Consider the following 16,019-nt stretch of genomic DNA (forward strand, 5'->3'; position numbering starts at 1 on the left):
ACTCACGCATACGCCGGCCGATGCTCGCCCGCGGTCTCGCCGAGATAGCGATGCACCGACAGATCGTCCGCGCGAATCGCGGGCTGCTTGCCCGACATCAAGTCGGCGAGCAGTTGGCCCGAGCCGCACGACATCGTCCAGCCAAGCGTGCCGTGGCCGGTGTTCAGGAACAGGTTCGGCACCGGCGTGCGGCCGACGATCGGCGTGCCGTCCGGCGTCATCGGCCGCAGACCGGTCCAGAGCGTCGCCTTCGACGTGTCGCCGCCGCCCGGGAACAGGTCATTCACAGAAAGCTCGAGCGTCTCGCGGCGCGCCTCGCGCAGCGATTTGTCGAAGCCGACGATCTCGGCCATCCCGCCGACGCGGATCCGGTCGTCGAAGCGCGTGATCGCGATCTTGTAGGTCTCATCGAGCACGGTCGACACCGGCGCGGCAGCCGCGTCGACGATCGGCGCGGTGATCGAATAGCCCTTCAGCGGATAGACCGGAATCTTCACTATGCCATCGAGGAAGCGCGTCGAATACGAGCCGAGCGCGACCACGAACGAATCCGCGCGCACGAGTTCGCTGCCGCACTGCACGCCGGCGATGCGGCCGCCCGCCATCGCGAGCGCGTCGATCGACGTGTTGTAGCGGAACTTGACGCCCAGTTCCTCGGCGAGCGCCGCGAGGCGCGTCGTGAACATCTGGCAGTCGCCGGTTTCGTCGCCGGGCAGGCGCAGGCCGCCGGTGAGCTTGTGCGACACCGCGGCGAGGGCTGGTTCGGCCTTGGCGAGTTCGTCGGCCGTCAGCAGCTCGTATGGCACGTTGGCATCCTGCAGCACGGCGATGTCTTTCGCGGCGCCGTCGAACTGCTGTTGCGTGCGAAATACCTGTAGCGTGCCGCCGGTGCGGCCTTCGTACTCGATGCCGGTGTCGGCGCGCAACGCCTGCAGGCAGTCGCGGCTGTATTCGGCCAGCCGCACCATACGGCCCTTGTTCACCGCATAGCGCGGCGCCGTGCAGTTCTGCAGCATCTGCCACATCCATTGCAGTTGGAACGCGGTGCCGTCGACGCGAATCGCCAGCGGCGCGTGCTTCTGGAACATCCACTTGACGGCCTTCAGCGGCACGCCCGGGGCGGCCCACGGCGAAGCGTAGCCCGGCGAGATCTGGCCCGCGTTGGCGAAACTGGTTTCGAGCGCCGGGCCGGCTTCGCGATCGATAACGGTCACTTCGTGACCGGCGCGCGCGAGGTAATACGCACTCGTCACGCCGACGACGCCACTGCCCAAAACGACGACTCGCATAGCTGCTCCAGATATCCAAAAATTGAGTGAGGGCAAGGCGCTCGTCGGAGCTTCGATCTGATTCGATTCGGCGAGCTGCAATGTGAGGTGAAATGCCGTTTGCCCAGTGTTAACCGCTATACTATTGGCAGTGAGACAGGTTTTGTTATTGTATTTTCATCATTTTTAGAAAAAACACCATGCGTACCCAGCGCCAGCCCGTGCGGGCTCTCGACAAGCTCGATCACAAGATTCTGCGGCTCCTGCAGCAGGACGGCCGTATGGCGATGAAGGACCTGGCGGAGCAGGTCGGTCTGTCGGTGACGCCGTGCATCGAGCGCGTCAAGCGGATGGAGCGCGACGGCGTGATCACCGGCTACTACGCCCGCGTGAACCCGGCCGAGCTGGGCGCGGCGCTGCTCGTGTTCGTCGAGATCACGCTCGATCACAAGAGTGGCAACATGTTCGATCTGTTCCGGCGCGAGGTGCAGAAGATCCCCGAGGTGCTCGAGTGCCACCTCGTGTCGGGCGATTTCGACTATCTGATCAAGGCGCGCATCGGCGAAATGGCCGATTACCGGAAGTTGCTCGGCGACATCCTGCTGCAGCTGCCGGGCGCGGTGCAGTCGAAGAGCTATGTGGTGATGGAGGAAATCAAGGAGACGCTGACGATCGCGGTGGGCGAGTAGGTGCCGGTTCACTGACGGGGTTGGACGCGCATCAAGCGACCAACGAAGTGCTCGACAAACGGCGTAAACACTGTATATTTATACAGGTGTTTTGCGCCGCTTTCCTTTGGCGCTTCCTGTTTGCGTTTGCTTTGCGTGGCCCGCCGTGGATGACCCCGACACCCCTGACATTCCCGAATTTCCGATCGCGCCGCCGGCGCCTCGCAAGGGGCGCGGCGCGGTCACGAACCTGCAAGGCCGCTACGAAGTCGACCAGCGCGAAGCCGTCCACGACGGCTGGCAGACGGCCGACGAAGACGGGGAGCCGAAGGTCCTGCGCACGCAGGTGTTCGAGGAGCGCGCAAAAACCATCCTCACACGCAATGCGTCGCCGGACATTCCGTTCAATGTGTCGCTGAATCCTTACCGGGGCTGCGAACACGGCTGCATCTATTGCTTCGCGCGGCCCACGCACAGCTACCTGGGTTTGTCGCCCGGGCTCGATTTCGAAAGCCGCATCTACGCGAAGATCAACGCGCCCGAGCTGCTCGAGCGGGAACTGTCGAAGAAATCCTATGTACCCGAGCCGATCGCGCTCGGCGTCGCCACCGATGCATGGCAGCCGGCCGAACGTGACTTGCGTCTTACGCGTCGTGTGATCGAGGTGCTCAGCGAGCGCAACCACCCGTTCGCGGCGATCACCAAATCATCGCTGATCGAGCGCGACATCGACCTGCTTGCGCCGATGGCCGGGCGCGGGCAATTCATGGCCGCGATCACCATCACCACGCTGGACGCCGACATCGCGCGCACGCTCGAACCGCGCGCGGCCACGCCGTCGCGCCGGCTGCGCACGATCCGTACGCTCAGCGAGGCGGGCATTCCGGTCGGCGTCAGCATCGCGCCGGTGATCCCGTTCGTCACCGAACCGGATATGGAGCGCGTGCTCGAAGCATGCGCCGAAGCGGGCGCCAGCAATGCGAGCTATATCGTGCTGCGGCTGCCGTGGGAGGTCGCGCCGCTGTTCAAGGATTGGCTGGGCGCACATTTCCCGGATCGGGCCGAGCGCGTGATGAGCCGTGTGCGCGACATGCGAGGCGGCAAGGATTACGATTCTTCGTTCTCGACCCGCATGAAGGGAGAGGGCTTATGGGCGGATCTGCTCAGGCAGCGCTTTCACAAGGCCGTGCGCCGGTTAGGGTTGAACGGGCGCGACCGCGGCATTCTCGACATGTCGCATTTCCGCCGGATCGAGCCGCCGCGCGCCGAGCAGGTGAGCGCACCGGCGCGCGACAATCCGCAACTGAGGCTTTTCTAGCGCGCAGGAACGTCTGCGGGTCCCGCCACGGGGGCATTACTGCGAAATCGCTTTGGCCGCTTCGACCTGACTTTCGAAGTAGGTCTGGAACGCGAGCGCGAGACCGGTCATCAGCAGAAACGCACCGATCAGCAGCGAAAAGATCACGACGAAAATGACCGTCCAGCCGGAGCGGCTTTTGCGTTGCGTGTGGGTGTTGAATTGCGCATCCCATTTCTGATCAGGACGCAGCCCGTAGACGAGCGCCGCCAGAAACGCGGCAAACAGCGAAACCGCGCCGATCGGCGCGAGGACCCAGCCCAGGATCGACGCGCGCTCGGTCGCGACCAGCAGCATCACGCCGGGAATGCCGATCAGCGTGCCGAGTAGATGCGCCCAGCCGTAGATGTCTCGGGTGCCGTACAGATAGAAGCGGTGGGCGCCGAGGCTGCCGAACAGGAACGCCAACGCGGCGGTGAGCGTCTTGGATCTGAAGCGCGGGGAAGTCGAGGCAGCGGTGGGCATGAACGCGTGGGCAGAGTGACGGGCGGTCGAAAGGAGCGGCGCGCCGCGGGGGCGCGGACCGACGCGCATTCTACGCCTGCGGCGCGCGGGTGGTCACGTGGAGGACGATCGCCCAGGCTGAAAGCGGGGTGGCGAGATGCGCCGGACCTGGCTCAGGGTGAGTGCAGCCGTTCAGCCGGACATGCGTGCATCCGCGTGTTACGGCGCTGAATACGTGATGCGATAGATTGCGCCGGCGGTATCGTCGCTGATCAGTAGCGAACCGTCTGGCAGCGGCAACACGTCGGCGGGGCGGCCCCAGACCGATTCGCCGGGTTGCAGCCAGCCTTCGGCAAAGACCTGCTGGCGTGCGTGGCTGCCGTCAGGGTCGGTGATCACGCGCACGACGCGGTAGCCGACCTTCTTGCTGCGGTTCCACGAGCCGTGCTCGGCGATGAAGATATTGTTGCGGTAGTCGGCGGGAAACATCGGGCCGTCGTAAAAGCGCATGCCAAGCGCCGCCACGTGCGCGCCAAGCTTGACCACTGGCGGCGTGAATTCGCTGCACGGATGATCCTTGCCGAACTCGGGGTCGGGCGTGTCGCCGCCGTGACAGTACGGAAAGCCGAAGTTCATGCCGACATGCGGCGCGCGGTTGAGCTTGTCGCTCGGAATATCGTCGCCGAGCAGGTCGCGACCGTTGTCGGTGAACCACAGTTCGTGGGTGACCGGATGCCACGCGAAGCCGACGGAATTGCGGATGCCGCGCGCGACGACCTCGTAGTGGCTGCCGTCCGGGTTCATGCGGCCAATCATCGCAAAGCGGTCCGGATCTCTCTGGCAAATGTTGCACGGCGCGCCTTGCGGCACGTACAGCTTGCCATCCGGGCCGAACGCGATGAATTTCCAGCCGTGATGCGTGTCCGTTGGCAGCTTGTCGGTGACAACGACCGGTTTCGGCGGATCGTTCAGGTGCGAGTCGATCGCATCGAAGCGCACGATTTTCGACACGGCCGACACATACAGCGCGCCGTCGCGCCACGCGACGCCGGCGGGCATCTGCAGCCCGGACGCGATCACGTGGTGAGCCGTCACGCGGCCGTTCCGCAGCTCGAGCGCATACACATGGCCATCGTCGCTACCCACGTAGAGAATGCCCTTGGGCGACAACGTCATCGCGCGCGCGCTCGGCACCTCGTCCGACAACACTTCGATGTGAAAGCCCGGCGGCAGCTTGATTTTCTCGATGGGCAGCGCGGCGATTGCAGTCAACGCCTGCGCGGCGATAACCGCGGCCGCTACCGCACGTAGAATCCGGCTGCACGAGGTGCGCGAAAGTCCGGCAAAGCGTACGAAAAAGGCACGAAAGGCGAACGGAAACGGGAGTTTCGGCTGGCGTTGCACGGGCGCTCCTTCAGGTAATTCGGGCGTTTGAGCGGGTTCTCGCACCTCTTGTAGAAGGTGGGTGCAGCCCGTTTCCGCAGTTTATCCCGGTAAGTGTTTGTTATGGCGTCGCTTTCCCGCTATAATCGCCTGTTTCAGTCGTTCCGAACCCCGGTTTTCAAGGATTCTAGTATGGTCATCATCCGCTTGGCTCGTGGCGGCTCCAAGAAGCGCCCGTTCTACAACATCGTCGCCACCGACTCGCGCAGCCGTCGTGACGGCCGCTTCATCGAGCGCGTCGGTTTCTACAACCCGGTCGCTACGAAGGGCGAGTCCCTGCGTATCGCTCAGGATCGCCTGACGTACTGGCAAGGTGTTGGCGCGCAACTGTCGCCGACCGTCGAACGTCTCGTGAAGGAAGCGCAAAAGGCGCAGCCGGCTGCTTGATATGGCGGCCCGCAGGCGTATCGTCGTCGGTTCGGCCGGCGGCTCGCGCAACTCGCGTGAGCAGTCCGATGCGCAATTTGTTTTACTGAAGCAGACGCCAAAGCAGGCTGCGAAGTTATTGTCGAGGTTATTCGATGTCTGAGCGTGATTCCGGCAGTTCTGGTAGCGTCAAGGCAGCTTCGCGCGCAAAGGCGTCTGGTCAGGCGTCGTTCGGTGCATTCGTCCGCAAGCCGGTCGAACGAACCGACGGCAAGGCGAAAGAGGTGCAAGCCGATGCCGCGAACGCCGATTTCGAAGCTGCAGAAATGCGCATCGAAACGGCGGCAAGCTGGCCGGCCGATGCGGTCGAAGTCGGCGCAATCGTCGACGCCTATGGTCTCAAAGGCTGGGTCAAGGTAGCCGCGCATGCGGATGCCGGGCAAGGCGGCGACGTCTTGCTGAGCGCGAAGCGCTGGTGGCTGCTGAAAGGCCAGGAGCGCAAATCGGCGCCGTCCTTGCAGGCCAAAACACATAGCGACAGCGTGGTCGCCCGTCTGGGTGGCGTCGCTGACCGCGATACGGCGTTGGCTTTGCGCGGTTCTCGCGTATACATCGGCCGTAGCGAATTTCCGGCGCTCGAAGCCGACGAATTCTACTGGGTCGATCTGGTCGGCCTGGACGTGGTGAATCTCGCCGGGCTCAACCTCGGCAAAGTCGCCAGCATGATCGACAACGGCGCGCAGTCGGTGCTGCGTATCGAATATCCGGCTACCGACAAAAACGGCAAGCCGGTCGCAGGCGAGCGTTTGATCCCGTTCGTCGGCGTCTTTGTCAAAACGGTGGACCAGGCGGCAAAGCATATCGTCGTCGACTGGGAAGCTGACTATTGAAATCTATCGTTGAGCGGGGAGAGCGATGCAGTTCGATGTCGTGACGCTCTTTCCAGAAATGTTCCGCGCGCTGACTGACTGGGGTATCACCAGCCGGGCCGCGAAGCAGCAGCGCTATGGGTTGCGTACGTGGAATCCGCGCGATTTCACGACCGACAACTACCGCACGATCGACGATCGCCCATACGGCGGCGGCCCCGGCATGGTTATGCTGGCCCGGCCGCTCGAAGACGCGATCAGTGCCGCGAAAGCGGCGCAGTCGGAGCAGGGCATCGGCGCGGCGCGCGTCGTGATGATGTCGCCGCAAGGCGACACACTGAATCACGAGCGCGTGATGAAGTTCGCGGCCGAACCCGGTCTGATCCTGTTGTGCGGGCGCTACGAAGCGATCGACCAGCGTCTGCTGGACCGTGTAGTCGACGAAGAAGTAAGCCTTGGCGATTTCGTGCTGTCGGGCGGCGAGTTGCCCGCGATGGCGTTGATGGATGCGGTCGTGCGTCAGTTGCCTGGCGTGCTGAACGACTCACAGTCGGCGGTGCAGGATAGCTTCGTCGATGTGCTGCTCGATTGTCCGCACTACACGCGTCCTGAGGAATACGAGGGCGTGCGGGTGCCTGATGTGCTGCTCGGCGGCCATCATGCGGAAATCGAAGCGTGGCGGCGGCGCGAAGCATTGCGCAACACGTTGAACAAGCGGCCCGATCTGATCGTGAAGGCCCGAAAGAACAGAATGCTGAGCCGTGCCGACGAGGCGTGGCTCGCGAGTCTCGCGAAGGAAGAGCCGAAGGCCTGATGCCCCGGTCTTTCGAGCGGACACAAGGCGGTGCCGTGCATGCGTGTGCGGTGCCAGATGTGAACCCATCCTCTATCGGGGCCGTAGCCCAACGCAGTAAGCGCGTGAGGCAGGTACGAACGCCGACAAGATGGATCTAGGAGTCAGTGATGAATCTGATTGCAAAGCTCGAGCAGGAAGAAATCGCGCGCGTTCTCGGCGAAAAGACCATTCCGGATTTTGGTCCGGGCGATACGGTCATCGTCAGCGTGAACGTGGTTGAAGGCACGCGCAAGCGTGTGCAGGCTTACGAAGGCGTCGTGATCGCCAAGCGTAACCGTGGTCTGAATTCGTCGTTCATCGTCCGTAAGATTTCGTCGGGCGAAGGCGTCGAGCGTACGTTCCAGACGTATTCGCCGCTGCTGGCTAGCATCGTCGTCAAGCGTCGCGGCGATGTGCGTCGTGCGAAGCTGTACTATCTGCGCGAGCGTTCGGGCAAGTCGGCTCGAATCAAGGAAAAGCTGGTCTCGAAAGACCGCGCTGCTTCCCAAGCGTAAATGCTGTAAGAAAAAGCACCCCTCGCGGGTGCTTTTTTGTTGGCCAGGTCAAAATAGCGGCATGTCCACGCTCATCAGAGAGACCCGTTGATCCGCCCCGTCTTTGAGCCCGAAACTCTGCCTGTCATCGCGACAGGCGCCGATCTGCCACCGGTCGCGCGCGAGCGTCTGACGCCCGATGCACTGCGGGCGCGCTTTGATCGGCAGCTTGCCTGGACACCCGAGAAAATTGCCGATGCGCCGTGGCGCAATACCGACCTCGATCCGCGCGTGGCCGCGGTGCTGGTGCCGCTCGTCGTGCGCGCGCGCGGTCTTACCGTGTTGCTCACGCAGCGCGCGGACCATCTGAACGATCACGCCGGTCAGGTGAGTTTTCCCGGCGGCCGCCAGGAACCGTTCGACGCTGATGCGACCGCAACGGCTCTGCGCGAAGCGCACGAAGAGGTGGGCCTCGACGCGTCGCGCGTCGAAGTTCTCGGCGCGTTGCCCGACTATCTCACTGGCACCGGCTTTCGCGTGTCGCCGGTCGTCGCTCTTGTGCACCCGCCGTTCTCGCTGGAGATCGATACGCTCGAAGTGGCCGAGGTCTTCGAAGTGCCGCTCGCGTTCCTGATGGACCCGTCCAACCACGAAGAGCGCCTGTTCCGCTACGAGGGCGGAGAGCGCCGCTTCTTCGCGATGCCGTATCCGCGCGGCGAATTGACGGTGGCTCCGGAGGCCGCCGAGCAGCGCGGCGCGCACCAAGCGCAGACGGTCACGCCAGCAGCGGTGCAAGGCGGCCATCATTTCATCTGGGGCGCGACGGCGGCGATGCTGCGCAACCTGTATCGGTTCCTCGCCGCATAAATTACGTGACTCGCATCGCCGCGTCGACGATGCACAGTTGCGCGAACGACGCACTTGTCGGCGCTTTGTCAGCATCCGCGTTCAGACTCATCCGACCCTGTGCTATCGTTATAAAACAATCGTAAAAAACTTAAAAAGCACGGCGCATCGCATGACTTTTTTCTCCGTATTGCTGGCTCTGATCATTGAACAGGTACGCGCGCTGTCGCCGAACAATCCGTTGTCCGCGTTGCTTCAATACCATGCGGAGTCGGCGGCGCACGGATTCGATGCTGGCAAGCAACGTCACGGTCTGCTCGCGTGGCTCGTCGTGGTGGTGCCCTGGACGCTCGCGGTCGCGCTCGTCTACTACGTGCTGTATCACATTCACTTCATGCTCGCGTTCCTGTGGAATGTCGTGGTGCTGTACTTCACGCTCGGCTTCCGGCAGTTCAGCCATTACTTCACCGACATCCATCTCGCGTTGAACAACGACGACGTGCCACGCGCGCGCGAAATTCTCAACGAATGGACCGGGCTCGAGACCGTCGACATGCCGGTCAGCGAGATCGTGCGTCACACGCTGATCCACGCGGTGGTCGCGTCGCATCGTCATGTGTTCGGCGTGTTCTTCTGGTTCCTGATTCCGGTCGGTCCCGCTGGCGCGGTGCTGTACCGTTGCGCGGAATATCTCGCGCGCGCATGGGCGCGGCCGGCCGACGACCGCACCGTCGCGTTTTCGAGCTTCGCGCAGCGCGCGTTCTTCGTGATCGACTGGGTGCCGGCGCGGCTGACGTCGCTGGGCTTTGCGATCGTCGGCAATTTCGAGGATGCGATTTACGCGTGGCGCAATCATGCGCGGCAGTGGCCCGATACGAACGACGGCGTGTTGCTCGCCGCGGGCAGCGGGGCGCTCGGCGCGCGCCTGGCCGGGCCACTCGCGGAGCCGTCGAGCCTCGACGCGCTCGCCACCGGCGACGGCGGTCCGGTGCAGGTCGGCGACGACTGCACGCCGCGCACGCTGCAATCGGCAGTGGGGCTGGTGTGGCGTGCAGTCGTACTGTGGATGATCCTGCTGTTGATGCTGACCATCGCGGTGTGGCTCGCCTGAAGCGGCCAGGCCACGCGCGCAGCACAAGAAGAAGCCGGGCAATGCCCGGCTTCTTCAATTCCCGACTCCGCTTCACCCCTTCAACGGATCGCGCACAGTCCCGCATTGCCAGCACACGGTGAACTGCGCCTCGAGCAGCTCGCCGCACTGCTGACATTGCCATGGAGGCGCGCCCGGTGCCGGTCCTCGCGAGGCCGCTTCGATCAGCCGCCGCGCGATCGCCTCATCGCGTTCATCGACGAGCCACAGCTCCGGCGCGCACTGGTCGGCCGGAATCTCGCCGAGCGCCCCGTTCAGATAGCGGTTGTGCAGCTCGCAAGCGATGCCCGCGGTCTCCAGCACGTTGACCCAATGCTGTCCGATGATCAGGTTCGGCGCGCGCATCAGTTTCATGTCAGCGGACGATCTGGCTCGCCTCGTGCACGAGCTGCGCATAAAGCGCATGCCGTTCGCGGCGGATGCGCCCGTTGGCGACGGCTTCGAGGATCGCGCAGCCAGGCTCGTGCAAATGATGGCAGTTATAGAAACGGCAGTTTGGCAGCAGCGGCCGGAACTCGGGGAACGCGCGTTCGAGCCGGCCTTCGCTCAGGTGATGCAGGCCGAATTCCTGAAAGCCCGGCGAGTCGATCAGCGCGCCGGCCGCGCCGTTGACGCCATTCACGCCGGTCGTGCCCTCCGACCGCGGCAGCGGATAAAGACGCGTGAACGTCGTGGTATGGCGCCCGCTGTTCAACGCGGTCGAGATCTCGCGCGTCGCGACTTCGGCATCGGGAATCAGCAGGTTCACGAGTGTCGATTTGCCCATGCCGGACTGGCCGAGCAGCAGCGTCGCGTGACCATGCAGATGTTCGGTCAGCGTGGCGCGTGCCGCCTCGGGCTGCATCCGGATCGACGCTTCGAGCACCGGATAGCCGAGCGCGCGATACGGCTCGAGCCGCTTGCGCGCGCCGTCCAGAGCATCGGTGACGTCGATCTTGTTCAGCACGATCAGCGGCTTCAATTCGTTCGCCTCGGCAGCGACGAGCGCGCGGCCGAGCAGATCCTCGCTGAAATGCGGCTCGGTGGCGAGCACGATCAGCAACTGGTCGAGGTTCGCGGCGAACAGCTTCGCGACTTGTACTGATCCGAGCGATACAGCAGATTGCGCCGCTCGCCGATCTCGACGATCACGCCTTGATCCGCCGAGGTCGGCTCATAGATCACGCGATCGCCGACCGCGACCTCGCTGCGCTTGCCGCGTGGGAAACATTGCAGCAACGCGCCGCCGTTTTCAGGAGCGACCAGATAGTGGCGGCCGTGCGCGGCCACCACGACGCCGCCCGTGCGCACGCCGTACATGCCGGATGCGGTGGCCGACGCGCCGCGCGACGCCTTCTTCGGAGCGCGGCCGCTCATGCGTGCTGCAGCAGTCGGTCGATCCGCTGCGAGGCCGGCGGATGCGAATAGTAGAACGCGGTGTAGATCGGATCGGGCGTCAGCGTCGACGCGTTGTCCTCGTACAGCTTGACGAGCGCGTTGACGAGATCGTGCGCGTCGGTTTGCGTCGCCGCGAACGCGTCGGCCTCGAACTCGTGCTTGCGCGAGCTGAGACTGCCAAGCGGGGTGACGAAGAACATGAACACGGGCAGCGCGAGGAAGAACAGCACGAGCGCGAGACCGCTATTGCCGCCGACGAGCGACGGCCGCACGCCGAGCCCTTCGTAGAACCAGACGCATTGCGTCAGCCAGCCGAGCAGCGCGAGCATCGCGAGGCTGATCGCGAACGTGACCAGCATGCGCTTCATCACGTGACGACGCTTGAAGTGGCCGAGCTCGTGCGCGAGCACCGCTTCGATCTCGCGGCCCGACAGGCGCGCGAGCAGCGTGTCGAAAAACACGATGCGCTTGCTCGCGCCGAAGCCGGTGAAGTACGCGTTGCCGTGCGCCGAACGGCGGCTGCCGTCCATCACGAACAGGCCCTTCGCGGCGAAGCCGCAGCGCTTCATCAGCGCCTCGATGCGGGTCACGAGCGCTTCATCCTTCAGCGGCTCGAACTTGTTGAAGAGCGGCGCGATGAAGGTCGGGAAAATCAGCAGGCCGAACATCTGGAACGCGACCCACACGACCCATGCCCACAGCCACCACAGGTTGCCCGCGCGGTTCATCAGCCACAGCACGACGAACAACAACGGCAGGCCGAACGCGATGCCGAGCAGCGCGCCCTTCAGACGGTCGAAAAAGAACAGGCTTTTGCTCATGCGATTGAAGCCGAAGCGTTGCTCGACGACGAACTGCCGGTAGTAATCGAACGGCAGGTCGATCGCGCTCGTGATCGCGATCACAGCGGCAACCAGCGCGATCTGACCGACGTAGCCGCGGCCGAGCCAGTCGGAGATCGCGAGATCGAGCATCTGCACGCCGCCAAGCAGCGTGAGCCAGATCAGCACGGCCGCGCCGACGACGATCTCGACCATCGCGAGCCGCGTGCGCTCGACCGTGTAGTCGGCCGCGCGCTGATGCGCGGTGAGCGCGATGGTGTTCGCGAACTGGCTCGGCACCTGTTCGCGATGCGCGACGACGAAGCGGATCTGCCGCGACGCGAGCCAGAGTTTGGTGCCGACCATCGCGACGACGGCGAGGACGAACAGGGCGGTGAAGTACAGGGTAGGCATCCGGGGATTCCGTGGTATCTATGCGAGAATTATATGTTTCTTCCCGCCTCGCGGCGGAGATACGGTTTAAAGCGACGGTTCAACGCAAGAGTTCCGGGAGCAGTTCAGGGCGGCGCTTTGGCGCGGCCGGCCCGGCTCGAACCGCGCGAATCGATTTCAAACGAACACATGCCGCGCCGTGCGGGTTTCCAGCGAAGCCCGCCGCGCGGCCCTCAGGGTTGCCTTCATGACTGACATCCTCGCATCCACCGAACAGCCGCCGCTCGTGCGCAGCGACATGAACCTCGTCTGGCTGGACATGGAAATGACCGGGCTCGAGCCCGACACCGACCGCATCATCGAAATCGCGGTGGTGGTGACGAATTCGACGCTCGACAGGATGGTCGAAGGTCCGGTGCTCGCGATTCATCAGAGCGATGAAACGCTCGCGAAGATGGACGCGTGGAACCAGAACACGCATGGCCGCTCGGGGCTGATCGATCGCGTGAAGGCGTCGACTGTCAGCGAGGCCGATGCGACCGCGCAGATCCGCGAGTTCCTCGGCCAGTACGTGCCGCCGGGCAAGTCGCCGATGTGCGGCAACTCGATCTGCCAGGACCGCCGCTTCATGGCGCGCTGGATGCCGGATCTGGAGAGCTTCTTCCACTACCGCAACCTCGACGTGAGTACGCTGAAGGAGCTGTGCCGGCGCTGGCAGCCGGTCATCTACAAGGGCTTCCAGAAGCGCGCGATGCACACGGCGCTGGCCGATATCCACGAGTCGATCGACGAGCTGAAGTACTACCGCGAGCATTTCCTTGTGCCGTCGGCGCCGGACGCCGCCGCGAGCGCTCAGTAAAGCGCGGGCCTGCACGGGCAGGCCACGAACCTCGAACCTCAGTCTTGCCGCGGCGCGCGTTGCGCACTTTTCGGCCGGAACGCCTTGACCACGTCGACGTTCGTTTCTACGTAAGGGCCGCCGATCAGGTCGATGCAGTACGGCACCGCCGCGAAAATCCCTGGTACCTTGACCATGCCGTTATCGCGCAGGCCTTCCAGCGTTTCCCTGATGGATTTCGGCTGGCCGGGCAGGTTGATGATCAGCGCGGCGTGTCGTTCGGTTTCGCGGATCACCGCGACCTGGCGCGACAGGATCGCGGTCGGCACGAAATTCAGGCTGATCTGCCGCATCTGCTCGCCGAAGCCGGGCATCTCCCTGGTCGCGACAGCGAGCGTCGCCTCGGGCGTCACGTCGCGGCGCGACGGTCCGGTGCCCCCGGTCGTCAGCACCAGATCGCAGCCCACTTCGTCGACCAGCTCGATCAGCGTCGCCGAGATGGTCGGCGCGTCGTCGGCGATCAGCCGCGTGACCACCTGCCATGGCGAGCTCAAGGCCGCGCCGAGCCACTCCTGCAGCGCCGGAATGCCCTTGTCCTCGTAAACGCCCGTCGACGCGCGGTCGCTGATCGACACGAGGCCGATCACGATTTCGTCGGGGTGCTGACGCTGCTTACGTCGATCAGGCGTCGCGGTCGTCATCGTCGTCTTCCGCGGCGAGGTTGGGGGCGTGCGCGTCTTCCGCTTCGTCGTCGGTGCCGGCCGCGCTCTTGATCCACTGGAACAACTCGCGGAAGTAGCGCGGCGGCTTGCTCTGCTCCGCTTCCTTGCGCGCGTTGCGGATCAGCGTGCGGCCCTGCTGCGGGTCGACGCTCGGGTGCTGGCGGATGAACTCGGTCAGCGCGGCGTCGTCGGCCAGCAGCTTTTCGCGGGTGCGCTCGATCCAATGGAGCTTCGCCGTCTCCGACTTGTTGATGCCCTTGTAGGTGTCGAGCGCGGTGCGCAGCGCGGCGGTTTCGGTGTCGAGCAGCGAGCGCATCACGCGGCCGACGTACTGGATCTGGCGGCGCTTGCCTTCGTGGTCGGTGATGCGGCGCGCTTCGCGCACGGCTTCGTCGAGCTTTTCGGGCATCGGCATGCGCTTGAGCGCGTCTTTCGGCAGCGCGACGAGTTCCAAGCCCAGATCCTGCAACGCCTGCATTTCGCGTTTGACCTGGGACTTGCTCGGACGATCGTAGCCGTTTTCGTCGACTTCCGTGACGACGGATTCGATCGGTTGAATGCGGGTTTTGCGTGTCATGCCGGTATTGTAACTTGCCGCGCCGGCCCGACCCGCGGCGGCGCGTACCTTGCTATGATCGCGGGATGCATTTATCCCGCACCCGCGCGCCTGCCCCGAATACGGTGTGCATACCCAGGGCCGCGCGGCCCCAACAGGACGGCAACCACAATGGCAGCAGACATGGACGTCAAGCAGCGCTTTTTTCCGCATACCCAGGATGAGCTGAAGGAAATCGCCTCGGACATCCTTCGTCACGCGAAGGCGCTCGGCGGCACCGACGCCGCGACCGAAATCTCCGAAGGCGACGGCCTGTCCGTCTCGGTACGGCGCGGCGAAGTCGAGACGATTGAGCACAACCGCGACAAGATGGTCGGCGTGACGGTGTTTATCGGCAACAAACGCGGTAACGCGAGCACCTCGGACTTCTCGCGGCAGGCATTGAAGGACACGGTCGCGGCCGCCTACAACATCGCGCGCTTCACCGCCGAAGACAATTGCGCGGGCCTCGCCGAAGCGGAGCTGCTCGAAAACGCGCCGCGCGACCTCGATCTGTACCACCCGTGGAATCTGTCCGCCGACGAAGCGGTCGAAATCGCGCGCCGCGCCGAAGACGCCGCGTTCGCGACCGATCCGCAGATCAAGAACTCGGAAGGCGCGAGCGTGTCGGCACAGCACTCGCAGTTCGTGCTGGCGACCTCGCGCGGCTTCCTCGCCGGCTATCCGTATTCGCGCCACTACGTCGCGTGCGCGCCGATCGCCGGCAGCGGCCGCAACATGCAGCGCGACGACTGGTACACGTCGACGCGCAGCGCCGACGAACTCGCCGATCCCGAAGCGGTCGGTCGTTACGCGGCGCAGCGCGCGCTCGCGCGCATCGGCGCGCGCGGCCTCGACACGCGCAAGGTGCCGGTGCTGTTCGAGGCGCCGCTCGCGGCGGGCCTGCTCGGCGCATTCGTGCAGGCGACGAGCGGCGGCGCGCTGTATCGCAAGACTTCGTTTCTGGTCGACAGCCTCGGCAAGCCGGTGTTCGCGCCGCACGTGCAGGTGGTCGAAGACCCGCACGTCGCGCGCGCGATGGGCAGCGCGCCGTTCGACGAGGAAGGCGTGCGCACGCGCCAGCGCTCGGTCGTGAAGGACGGCGTCGTCGAGGGCTACTTCCTGTCCACCTACTCGGCGCGCAAGCTCGGCATGAAGACCACCGGCAACGCGGGCGGCTCGCACAACCTGTCGCTGCTCAGTTCGAACACGCGCCCCGAGGACGACTTCGAGGCGATGCTGAAGAAGCTCGGCACCGGTCTGCTGCTAACCGAGCTGATGGGGCAGGGCGTCAATTACGTGACCGGCGACTACTCGCGCGGCGCGTCGGGTTTCTGGGTCGAGAACGGCAAGATCCAGTATCCGGTCGAGGAAATCACGGTCGCGAGCACGCTGCAGGAGATGTTCCGCCATATCGTCGCGGTCGGCGCTGATACGATCACGCGCGGCACCAAGCAGACCGGCTCGGTGCTGATCGAGCGGATGACGATCGCGGGGCAGTAAGCCGCACGGCGCGTTCCAGCGCAGCCCCGT

General features: G+C 64.5%; 16 protein-coding genes and 2 pseudogenes. 10 read left to right on the forward strand and 8 right to left on the reverse strand.

Translation table 11 applies throughout. The features are described from left to right. Positions 1–2: 2 nt before the first annotated feature. Positions 3–1,421 (reverse strand): annotated as a pseudogene (locus tag OKW38_RS23695) (D-amino acid dehydrogenase); the annotation flags it as partial. Between the two features lie 47 nt (positions 1,422–1,468). Between OKW38_RS23695 and OKW38_RS23700 the strand changes: the two are divergent. Further along, a complete protein-coding gene (locus OKW38_RS23700) occupies positions 1,469–1,957 on the forward strand; it encodes an Lrp/AsnC ligand binding domain-containing protein (protein ID WP_090801287.1) in 489 nt (162 codons plus the stop codon). Positions 1,958–2,102: 145 nt separating this feature from the next. Continuing rightward, positions 2,103–3,254, forward strand: coding sequence for a PA0069 family radical SAM protein (locus OKW38_RS23705; RefSeq protein ID WP_184027770.1), 1,152 nt, complete (start codon positions 2,103–2,105; stop codon positions 3,252–3,254). Between the two features lie 36 nt (positions 3,255–3,290). Here the strand turns inward: OKW38_RS23705 and OKW38_RS23710 are convergent, their stop codons facing one another. Together OKW38_RS23710 and OKW38_RS23715 are read right to left on the reverse strand one after the other, a co-directional pair. Continuing rightward, positions 3,291–3,758, reverse strand: a complete 468-nt coding sequence (locus OKW38_RS23710) for an NINE protein (protein ID WP_090801282.1) — start codon at positions 3,756–3,758, stop codon at positions 3,291–3,293. Between the two features lie 198 nt (positions 3,759–3,956). Further along, the gene (locus tag OKW38_RS23715) at positions 3,957–5,051 is read right to left on the reverse strand and encodes a PQQ-dependent sugar dehydrogenase (protein ID WP_425199390.1); all 1,095 of its coding nucleotides are present in this window, start codon (positions 5,049–5,051) and stop codon (positions 3,957–3,959) included. 261 nt (positions 5,052–5,312) lie between these two features. On the opposite strand from OKW38_RS23715, the gene rpsP reads away from it, so the two are divergent. The 6 genes from rpsP to OKW38_RS23745 all read left to right on the forward strand — a co-directional run bounded on the left by rpsP (position 5,313) and on the right by OKW38_RS23745 (position 9,701). Then, positions 5,313–5,567, forward strand: coding sequence for a 30S ribosomal protein S16 (gene rpsP, locus OKW38_RS23720; protein ID WP_013090118.1), 255 nt, complete (start codon positions 5,313–5,315; stop codon positions 5,565–5,567). Positions 5,568–5,701: 134 nt separating this feature from the next. Next, positions 5,702–6,436 (forward strand): ribosome maturation factor RimM, encoded by a 735-nt coding sequence (gene rimM, locus OKW38_RS23725; protein ID WP_429363290.1) that lies wholly within the window; start codon positions 5,702–5,704, stop codon positions 6,434–6,436. 25 nt (positions 6,437–6,461) lie between these two features. Next, entirely contained in the window at positions 6,462–7,229 is a 768-nt protein-coding gene (trmD, locus tag OKW38_RS23730) for a tRNA (guanosine(37)-N1)-methyltransferase TrmD (RefSeq protein WP_090801276.1), read from the forward strand. 149 nt (positions 7,230–7,378) lie between these two features. After that, entirely contained in the window at positions 7,379–7,765 is a 387-nt protein-coding gene (gene rplS, locus OKW38_RS23735) for a 50S ribosomal protein L19 (protein WP_013090115.1), read from the forward strand. A gap of 87 nt (positions 7,766–7,852) precedes the next feature. Continuing rightward, positions 7,853–8,611, forward strand: a complete 759-nt coding sequence (locus tag OKW38_RS23740; protein WP_090801275.1) for an NUDIX hydrolase — start codon at positions 7,853–7,855, stop codon at positions 8,609–8,611. A 151-nt stretch (positions 8,612–8,762) separates the two neighbouring features. Continuing rightward, positions 8,763–9,701 (forward strand): CobD/CbiB family protein, encoded by a 939-nt coding sequence (locus tag OKW38_RS23745; RefSeq protein ID WP_429363292.1) that lies wholly within the window; start codon positions 8,763–8,765, stop codon positions 9,699–9,701. Positions 9,702–9,773: 72 nt separating this feature from the next. Here OKW38_RS23745 and OKW38_RS23750 read toward each other — a convergent pair whose 3' ends face one another. The 3 genes and pseudogenes from OKW38_RS23750 to OKW38_RS23760 form a co-directional block, all read right to left on the reverse strand. After that, a complete protein-coding gene (locus OKW38_RS23750; protein ID WP_090801271.1) occupies positions 9,774–10,094 on the reverse strand; it encodes a DUF2007 domain-containing protein in 321 nt (106 codons plus the stop codon). 1 nt (position 10,095) lies between these two features. Further along, positions 10,096–11,096 (reverse strand): annotated as a pseudogene (rsgA, locus tag OKW38_RS23755) (ribosome small subunit-dependent GTPase A). Continuing rightward, positions 11,093–12,352: a M48 family metallopeptidase gene (locus OKW38_RS23760; protein ID WP_429363294.1), complete on the reverse strand. Its 1,260-nt coding sequence runs from the start codon at positions 12,350–12,352 to the stop codon at positions 11,093–11,095. Before OKW38_RS23760 ends, rsgA begins: the two are co-directional and overlap by 4 nt. 226 nt (positions 12,353–12,578) lie before the next feature. Between OKW38_RS23760 and orn the strand changes: the two genes are divergently transcribed. After that, positions 12,579–13,190, forward strand: a complete 612-nt coding sequence (gene orn / locus OKW38_RS23765) for an oligoribonuclease (RefSeq protein ID WP_090801266.1) — start codon at positions 12,579–12,581, stop codon at positions 13,188–13,190. 38 nt (positions 13,191–13,228) lie between these two features. Here the strand turns inward: orn and mog are convergent, their stop codons facing one another. Together mog and yjgA are read right to left on the reverse strand one after the other, a co-directional pair. Next, the gene (gene mog / locus OKW38_RS23770; RefSeq protein ID WP_429363295.1) at positions 13,229–13,870 is read right to left on the reverse strand and encodes a molybdopterin adenylyltransferase; all 642 of its coding nucleotides are present in this window, start codon (positions 13,868–13,870) and stop codon (positions 13,229–13,231) included. After that, complete coding sequence (gene yjgA / locus OKW38_RS23775; RefSeq protein ID WP_429363297.1) at positions 13,851–14,468, reverse strand: ribosome biogenesis factor YjgA; 618 nt, start codon at positions 14,466–14,468, stop codon at positions 13,851–13,853. The genes mog and yjgA overlap by 20 nt, the downstream gene beginning before the upstream one ends. 150 nt (positions 14,469–14,618) lie before the next feature. Here yjgA and pmbA point away from each other — a divergent pair, with 150 nt between their 5' ends. Then, positions 14,619–15,989: a metalloprotease PmbA gene (gene pmbA, locus OKW38_RS23780; protein ID WP_429363299.1), complete on the forward strand. Its 1,371-nt coding sequence runs from the start codon at positions 14,619–14,621 to the stop codon at positions 15,987–15,989. Positions 15,990–16,019 lie beyond the last annotated feature (30 nt).

The sequence above is a fragment of the Paraburkholderia sp. MM5496-R1 genome (assembly GCF_050436205.1).
GTDB lineage: Bacteria > Pseudomonadota > Gammaproteobacteria > Burkholderiales > Burkholderiaceae > Paraburkholderia > Paraburkholderia tuberum.